The 8,571-nt window shown below is 41.4% G+C and carries 9 protein-coding genes; 5 read left to right on the top strand and 4 right to left on the bottom strand.

What is annotated here, in order from left to right; genetic code table 11:
• Positions 1-141 precede the first annotated feature (141 nt).
• Positions 142-1,041, bottom strand: coding sequence for a LysR substrate-binding domain-containing protein (locus FTV43_RS10835; RefSeq protein WP_178868185.1), 900 nt, complete (start codon positions 1,039-1,041; stop codon positions 142-144).
• A 74-nt stretch (positions 1,042-1,115) separates the two neighbouring features.
• The gene (locus tag FTV43_RS10830; RefSeq protein ID WP_179995456.1) at positions 1,116-1,544 is read right to left on the bottom strand and encodes a guanosine-3',5'-bis(diphosphate) 3'-pyrophosphohydrolase; all 429 of its coding nucleotides are present in this window, start codon (positions 1,542-1,544) and stop codon (positions 1,116-1,118) included.
• 120 nt (positions 1,545-1,664) lie between these two features.
• On the opposite strand from FTV43_RS10830, the gene FTV43_RS10825 reads away from it, so the two are divergent.
• A complete protein-coding gene (locus FTV43_RS10825; protein WP_179995455.1) occupies positions 1,665-1,994 on the top strand; it encodes a hypothetical protein in 330 nt (109 codons plus the stop codon).
• A 94-nt stretch (positions 1,995-2,088) separates the two neighbouring features.
• Here the strand turns inward: FTV43_RS10825 and glnG are convergent, their stop codons facing one another.
• Entirely contained in the window at positions 2,089-3,567 is a 1,479-nt protein-coding gene (gene glnG / locus FTV43_RS10820) for a nitrogen regulation protein NR(I) (RefSeq protein WP_096901419.1), read from the bottom strand.
• Positions 3,554-4,663 (bottom strand): nitrogen regulation protein NR(II), encoded by a 1,110-nt coding sequence (gene glnL / locus FTV43_RS10815; protein ID WP_179995454.1) that lies wholly within the window; start codon positions 4,661-4,663, stop codon positions 3,554-3,556. Before glnL ends, glnG begins: the two co-directional genes overlap by 14 nt.
• 350 nt (positions 4,664-5,013) lie before the next feature.
• Between glnL and rimO the strand changes: the two genes are divergently transcribed.
• The 4 genes from rimO to uppS all read left to right on the top strand — a co-directional run bounded on the left by rimO (position 5,014) and on the right by uppS (position 8,569).
• A complete protein-coding gene (gene rimO, locus FTV43_RS10810; RefSeq protein WP_096901422.1) occupies positions 5,014-6,357 on the top strand; it encodes a 30S ribosomal protein S12 methylthiotransferase RimO in 1,344 nt (447 codons plus the stop codon).
• 84 nt (positions 6,358-6,441) lie between these two features.
• Positions 6,442-7,170 carry a UMP kinase gene (gene pyrH / locus FTV43_RS10805; RefSeq protein WP_004976712.1) on the top strand — a complete coding sequence of 243 codons (729 nt, stop codon included), beginning with the start codon at positions 6,442-6,444 and terminating at the stop codon, positions 7,168-7,170.
• An 88-nt stretch (positions 7,171-7,258) separates the two neighbouring features.
• Complete coding sequence (gene frr, locus FTV43_RS10800) at positions 7,259-7,813, top strand: ribosome recycling factor (RefSeq protein ID WP_004976711.1); 555 nt, start codon at positions 7,259-7,261, stop codon at positions 7,811-7,813.
• A gap of 3 nt (positions 7,814-7,816) precedes the next feature.
• Entirely contained in the window at positions 7,817-8,569 is a 753-nt protein-coding gene (gene uppS / locus FTV43_RS10795; protein WP_004976709.1) for a polyprenyl diphosphate synthase, read from the top strand.
• Positions 8,570-8,571: the final 2 nt, after the last annotated feature.

The raw sequence follows: 8,571 nt of genomic DNA, 5'->3' as shown, positions 1-8,571 counted from the left end.
GCGTTTTTTAGCAACAGGAGGTGTTGCTGAATATATATCCATGTTCATGGATTAAGTCCCCACTTGTTTTTAGGTGGGGACTAAATTAAGGCTTATAGGATCGCTTGGTAAGGCTGTGTTAGCCGGACGCTTACCTATGTGCTAACGAATGGTTAGCTTTTCGACCAAATAGTCGATAAATACACGTACAGCAGGTAATAAACCACGGCGTGATGGATAGACGGCATGGAAAATACCATGCGGTGCGTGCCAGTCGGGTAAAACACGAATCAATTCACCCGATGCAACATAATCTTCAACAATCGTGTCAGGCAACAACACAATGCCACAATTTTGTCGTGCCAATTGCGCTAGCATCATTAAATCTGAACCCATGACTGTAGGGTTGACCTTAATTTTTTTCGGTTGCTGTTGTTGATCATGCACAACCATGTATTGATCTAAATGCTCATCCGACATGCTTAAAATTTTATGATGACTTAAATCTTCAGGTTTTTTCAAATCGCCAAATTCATTCAAATAAGCCTGACTGGCAAATAGATGTTGTTCGATGTTGCTGAATTTGCGAATCACCAAACTTGGATCATCATCTAAATTTGAGCGGACACGCAGGGCAATGTCGATCCCTTCGTTGACGATATCGACACGACGGTTGCTGACAATTAGCTGTACTTTAATTTCAGGGTAGGCTTTCAAAAACTCAGGCAAGATTTTGGCAATTTCATTTTGTGCAATTGAAACAGGTAAGCTGACTTTAATTACACCACGCGGTTGAATACTTAGGTGATCGACCAAGTCGTGCGCGGCTTGGGCAGCATTCATCATTACTTGCGCATGCCGATACACATTCATACCAATTTCTGTGACCGCAAAATGACGTGAGCTGCGCTGAATTAAACGCACACCTAAGCGTTCTTCTAGGTTGTGTACGCGTCGGCTAAGTTTGGATTTTGGAATATCGGTGGCGCGTTCTGCTGCACTAAATCCACCATGTTCGACCACTTGGGCAAAACAATAAAAATCATCCAAATCTGTAAGCATGACTAAATTCCATTTATGCAACAATACTTGAATTAAAGTGGCATCGTTGCATGTTGTCAATCTTTAATTGTGCTTTATTGCTGTGCTTTTTGCAGAATCTCTAAAACTTGTCGGTATTCTTCTAAACGGGCTAAATCACGTGCTGTAGGATTGGGAATCCGCGTTAAATTCATGTTGTCTTGCACATCTGCAATTTTTACAGCACAGGCAAGCGGGTTTTGTGCAGTACGCATAGCCGCTTGAACACGAGTTTCATGCGGCAGTTTGGTGAGCGCCTGAATTGCTTGAATAATATGCGTTTGAAATCCTAAATTTTGCAGGTCTTGTGCTGTGGTGTGGGTATCTTCAAGAATGTCGTGCAGTACAGCGACAATTTGCTGATCGGGCTGTTGTAATTGCAACATTACACGTAAGGGATGCAAAATATAAGGCTGACCGCCTTTATCTAGCTGCCCTTTATGTTGTTGTACTGCAAGTGTAATTGCATTTTCTAGAGTTGCCATAAGTATAATTAAAAAAATTTCTATAATTATAAGCCGTGCTTATCGCAAAATATAGAAATTGCTTGTTATGATGCAAACAGATTTTATGTTTATCTATTTTACTATTGGTGATGCTGCTCTATGCCATATCAACTCATTGAACTGAATACGCCTGCGACTGAAAATTTGCTTTGCCCAGATTGCCAACATGCTGTTATTGATTGGGCAGAAGAACAATATATTCAGCCTTGCGAGCATACTTTGTTTGTCGCAATGGATTTGGGTTTTGAATATGCCTCAGATGTATTTGAACAAAGCATGCCACGCAGTGTCGATGAAATTCATGCACATGATGATCAGTTGGATATGTGGCAAGAACTGACTTCAAGTCGTTATCCGCAATATTTGATTTATAAAACGGATTTAGGCGTGCAAGGTTTATCTCGCTATGTTGGATTTACCGCGGCTTAATTGCACTTAACTTAGAGAGTCTAAGATATAAAAATAGGGAAATTCAAAAGCTGAATTTCCCTATATTTTGATGGATTAGATATTTTTTCTGCGTTTAGCTCTCCATATCTTCTTCTATTTCATCATCGGCACTGTCCATTCCTAATTCTTTGAGTTTTCGCGTCAAAGTATTACGTCCCCAACCCAATAATTCAGCGGCATGACGTTTACGTCCACGGGTTTGTTGCAGTGCAGCATTAATTAAGGTGCGTTCAAACATTGGAATGGCGATATCCAGAAGTTTCATCTCGCCATTTTTTAACTTTTGTACTGCCCATTGCCCAAGTAATTCATCCCAATGCTGCATAGATACCCGATCTGCCACATGAAGCGCAGAATGTTCGGCTAATTTTTCAATTGGAATTTGCTTGAGTTCGGTTGGTAAATCTTCAGGATAGACCTCACGTCCTGTAATCATCACGGTAAGCCAGCGACAAGTGTTTTCCAATTGGCGCACGTTACCTTGCCACGGCAATTGCTGCATATATTCGACTGTTTCAGGACGCAATATTTTTGGACTCACGCCTAATTCTTTGCCTGCACGTGCCAAAAAGTGCTGTGCCAACATTGGAATATCTTCACTGCGATGCGCCAGTTTAGGAATATGAATCCGAATGACGTTCAGGCGATGATATAAGTCTTCACGGAAGCGTCCATCTTGTACCAGTTTTTCCAAATCCTGATGTGTTGCTGCGACAATCCGTACATCCACTTTGACAGGAATATGTCCACCAACCCGATAAAATTCACCATCTGCCAAGACGCGCAATAAGCGGGTTTGGGTTTCAAAAGGCATATCACCAATTTCATCTAAAAACAAGGTGCCGCCGTTGGCTTGTTCAAAGCGTCCCTGACGTTGTGTATTGGCACCTGTAAATGCACCTTTTTCATGTCCAAAAAGTTCGGTTTCAATCAAATCTTTCGGAATGGCTGCCATATTCAGCGCAATAAATGGTTTGCTGCTACGCGGTGAGTGGCGATGCAGTGCATGCGCCACCAACTCTTTGCCTGTACCTGATTCACCATTAATGAGCACAGTAATGTGTGATTGCGATAAACGACCAATCGCACGAAACACTTCCTGCATGGCAGGCGATTCACCAATAATTTCTGTCGATTGAATTGGCTGCACTGTCGATTTTGCAGATTCTTGCTGTTGTAGTTTGGTGATATGCAAAATTGCACGATTGACTAAAGCAAGTGCTTCATCAATATCAAAAGGCTTGGGTAGGTATTCAAATGCACCTGTTTGATAGCTAGATACTGCCGATTCTAAATCGGAGTGCGCAGTCATAATAATCACAGGCAAGTCGGGATAACTGACTTTGACTTTGCCAAGAAAAGTTAAACCATCAATTCCAGGCATGCGAATGTCGGTCAAAATTACATCGGGTGCATCTTGGTTTAACTCATCTAGTGCAGACTGTGCTTCTTCAAAACTGGTGACTTCAAAACCTTCTTCTCTAAAAGTTTTTTCCAGTACCCAGCGCATTGCACGGTCATCATCAATCACCCAAATTTTATTTCGCGACATGACTCGCCTCCCAAGGTAAATATAAGCTAAATATTGTTTTTCCCGGAATGGATTGGCATTCAATCATTCCGTTGTGTTGATGCATAATATTTTGTGCGATGCTCAAACCAAGCCCAGTGCCGTTAGCTCGTCCAGTCACCAACGGATAAAATACAGACTCTAAAATGTCTTCAGGTACACCAGGGCCGTTATCTTCAATATCAACACGTACGGTAGAACGATTCAGCACACCATTAATGGTAACCAAGCGTTGAATACGAGTTCTTAAAATCAATTCAGGTCGATGCTCGGTAAAGAAATCGGGATGTTCGGTCATGGCTTGTACTGCATTGGCGCAAATATTCAGCATGACTTGAATCAATTGATCGCGGTCTGCCATGACTTCAGGTAAAGAAAGGTCATAATCACGGATAATATTTATTTTGTTTTTAGTTTGATTGACGATCAGGCTGCGCACCCGTTCTAAAGGTTCGTGAATATTGACCAGTTCATAGCTTGGTAGTTGGCGTGAGCCGAGCATGGTATCGGCCAAGTTTCTTAAACGATCGACTTCACTAATAATAATGTCGGTAAATTCATCATATTTCGGGTCATTTAAACTTCGTGCTAACAGTTGTGTCGCACCACGAATTCCTGCAAGCGGGTTTTTAATTTCATGTGCCACACCACGAATCAGCTGACGTGCGACTTGATGCTGTTGAATAAAGTTTTCTTCTTTGGAAATTTTGAGCATCCGATCAATCGGATTCAATTCAATCAGCAAAAGAGGATGATAAGGCTTGCCTGCATTTAACTGTGATGTAGTGTAATCGACATGAATATCTTTAAAATTGACATTAATGGTCGCTTCACGGCGGGTGTAGGGTTGACCAGTTTTGATGGTATTCAGGAAAGCCTCTTGCGTATTGAACTCATCATCAGGCATGTGAAGCAAATTTAAAACGGGTTGCCCCGAAGCGCGAATTAAACTGATATCAAACAATGCTTCACAAGACGAGTTTAAATAAAAAATATTCAGGTCACGATCAACCAGTAAAATTGCGGTGCTGAGGTTATCCACCAAAAGACGATAGTCAATGCTCTGGGTCTGATCCATTCGTGAATGCTTCCTGTATGAAATATTGTGCAAGGGCATTGTCATGTGTCAGCCATGTTCCAAATTTGGATCGAATTGAGGCGAATTAAGCAAAATGCACGCCAACTTTTCGTTTTTAGTGCATTTATCACTGAAGAATCGGAAAAATGCGCAGGAACTGGACTGAATTTTCAAGATATAACGGATAACAGAAACACTGTAAATAAAAAATGCATTAAAATGGTGCAATATTTAAATCATTCAGCCTGAATGGTTGTATTTTGGTGCATTATGCAAAGAGTCGGCTATTTCTCTATTTTTATGCAAAGAAAAGTCATACAATACGCGCATTCTAGTGGAGTGCAGATTCTATGAAATCCCCCAAAGTCGGTTTTGTTTCTTTAGGTTGTCCTAAGGCATTGGTAGATTCCGAACGAATTTTAACTCAGTTAAAAACTGAAGGTTATGATGTCGCATCTGATTATGAAGGTGCTGACTTAGTTGTTGTCAATACATGTGGTTTTATTGAATCTGCAGTACAAGAGTCCTTAGACGCGATTGGCGAAGCCATGAATGCCAATGGTCGTGTCATTGTGACAGGTTGCTTGGGTAAAGATGAAGATAAAATTCGTCAAATGCATCCCAACGTATTAAAAGTGACTGGCGCAGCTGCTTATCAGGACGTTATGGAAGCGGTGCATCAATATGTTCCTGAGCCACCAAAACATAATCCATTTATTGATTTGGTACCTGAACAAGGCATTCGTTTGACGCCTAAACATTATGCCTATCTTAAAATTTCAGAAGGCTGTAACCATCGCTGTACTTTCTGCATCATTCCAAGCATGCGTGGCGATTTAGTTTCGCGTCCTGTGGGTTCGGTATTAGAAGAAGCTGCGGCACTGAAACGTGCAGGCGTAAAAGAAGTATTGGTAATTTCTCAAGATACTTCTGCCTACGGCGTAGATACCAAATACAAATTGGACTTTTGGAACGGTCAGCCTGTTAAAACCAAATTCTATGATATGTGTGAAGCCTTAGGGCAATTGGGTATTTGGGTGCGTTTGCACTATGTCTATCCATATCCGCATGTGGATGCTGTAATTGATTTAATGGCACAAGGCAAAATTTTGCCTTATTTGGATATTCCATTCCAACATGCCAGCCCGAAAGTATTAAAGTTGATGAAGCGACCTGCGCACAGCGAAAACACGTTGGAGCGTTTAAAACTTTGGCGTGAAAAATGCCCTGAGCTGGTGATTCGTTCAACCTTTGTGGTGGGTTTTCCAGGCGAAACAGAAGAAGATTTCCAAATTTTGCTCGACTGGCTAAAAGAAGCGCAATTAGACCGTGTTGGTTGCTTTACTTATTCACCTGTTGAAGGTGCGGCAGCAAACGACTTGCCAGATCATGTGCCAGAAGAAATCAAGCAAGAACGCTATGAGCGTTTTATGCAGGTTCAGCAAGAAATTTCAGCAGCTAAACTGCAAAAACGTATTGGTCAAACCATGACCGTGTTGGTAGATGATTTGGAAGAAGAATTTCCAGTCGCAGTGGCACGTTCTTATGCAGATGCGCCAGAAATTGATGGCAACGTCTTTGTAGAAGATATTGACAAGAGCGTGATTAAAGCAGGTGATTTACTTGAAGTTGAAATTACCGATGCCGATGAATACGACTTATTTGCCAAGCTGATTCAGGTCAAATCTGCATAATGCTTTGCAGATTTGGATTGCTAGCTGTAAGCCATACAAATTGTAAAAAATTAAAGTTTAGAATTTAGAATTGGAGTAATGACAATGTTAGATTCAAAAAAGCCACGTTATGCACGTATCTTGTTGAAACTATCGGGTGAGGCACTTGCGGGTAATAAAGACATGGGGATTGATGCGCAAGTGCTCGATCAAATGTCTTTGGCAATTGCACACTTGGTTGGTTTAGGTGTGCAAGTGGGTATTGTTGTCGGTGGTGGTAACTTATACCGTGGCAGCCAATTACAAAAAGATGGTTTAGTCGGCCGTGTAACAGGCGACCAAATGGGTATGTTGGCAACGGTGATGAACGGTTTAGCCATGCGTGATGCCTTGGTGCGCCGTAACATCAAAACCCGTTTAATGTCTGCATTGCCTATTGGTACAGTGGTTGAGTCTTACTCAAGCCGTGATGCGATTCGTCACCTGACTCAAGGTGAAGTGTGTGTGTTCGTTGCGGGCACAGGCAATCCATTCTTTACCACAGATACAGCAGCATGTTTACGTGGTATCGAAATCGAAGCTAACTTGATCTTAAAAGCGACCAAAGTAGATGGCGTATATAACAAAGATCCAAGCAAATACGAAGATGCGGTGAAATATGACACACTTACATTTGACCAGGTGTTGGATGAAAAATTAGGTGTTATGGATTTAACTGCAATCTGCTTATGCCGCGACCACAATGTGCCGTTGCAAGTTTTTGATATGAATAAAGCAGGTGCATTGCTTTCTGTAGTGATGGGCGAAAAAGAAGGAACTCACGTTACGAACTAATGTACGTGAGCCACAAAGCTCTTTATACTACGGTTTAATTTAACCCTATATTTTGACTCAAATTTTAGAATACAGTAAGGAAGATCTTATGATTAACGATCTTAAAAAAGACAGCGAAGAACGTATGAGCAAGACTTTAGAGTCTTTAGAACATGGTTTTGCCAAAGTACGTACAGGTCGTGCACATCCATCAATTTTAAATGGTGTGATGGTTTCTTACTACGGTTCCGATGTGCCACTTAACCAAGTAGCCAATATTGGTGTAGAAGATTCACGTACCTTATTGGTTCAGCCATTTGAGCGTTCAATGGTGTCTGCAATTGATAAAGCAATTCGTGAGTCAGATTTGGGTCTAAACCCAATCACAGCCGATGCAATTCGTGTACCGCTTGCAGCATTGACTGAAGAAACTCGTCGTGACATGCAAAAAGTTGCGCGTTCTGAAGCAGAAAATGCCAAAGTTGCTATTCGTAACATCCGCCGTGATGTATTGGGCGACATCAAAGCATTATTGAAAGAAAAAGAAATTTCTGAAGATGATGAGCGCCGTGCAGCAGATGACATCCAAAAAATCACAGACAAATACGTTGCAGAAGTAGACAAGCGTCTTGCTGCAAAAGAAGCTGAGTTGATGAAGGTCTAATCAATGACCACATCGGAAGACAGCGCGTCTTTGCCAAAACATGTTGCCATCATTATGGATGGCAACAATCGTTTTGCAAAAAAAAATCAAATGCAAAAAGGGGAAGGACATCGCTCTGGTAAAGATGTACTTGACCCGATTGTTGAACATTGTAGAAAAAAACACATTCAAGCTTTAACCGTTTTTGCTTTTTCGAGTGAAAACTGGAATCGTCCGCAGTTTGAAGTGGATTTACTCATGCAATTGCTGGAAACCACAATTCATGAGCAATTACCACGCATGGAAAAATTCAATATTGCCTTACGTTTTATTGGTGACCGTTCACGTTTGTCGCCGCATTTGCGTGAGTTAATGTTGCATGCCGAACAAAGGACTGCTAATTTCAACAGCATGACACTCACAATTGCCATTAGTTATGGTGGTATGTGGGATATGGCACAAGCTGCAAAACAAATTGCTGCAGATGTTGTGGCGCATAAAATTGATATTGAACAAATAGATACACAACTTTTTGGTCAATATGTCAGTCTGGCAGACCTACCACCTGTCGATCTGTTGATTCGTACAGGTGGCGATTTTAGATTGTCCAACTTTTTACTTTGGCAAGCTGCGTATGCTGAATTGTATTTTACCCAAACCTTGTGGCCTGAATTTAGCATAGAAGAATTTGACGATGCACTGGCAGTATTTGGTGGTCGCGAACGTCGTTTTGGTAAAACTTCTGAGCAAATTCAACAAGAGAAAATTGAGAATTAATA

It is taken from the genome of Acinetobacter sp. YH16053, assembly GCF_013417035.1.
In the GTDB taxonomy this organism is placed as follows: domain Bacteria; phylum Pseudomonadota; class Gammaproteobacteria; order Pseudomonadales; family Moraxellaceae; genus Acinetobacter; species Acinetobacter towneri.
The sequence above is the reverse complement of the archived record's forward strand: the minus strand, read 5'-3'. Positions and strand labels throughout refer to the sequence as shown.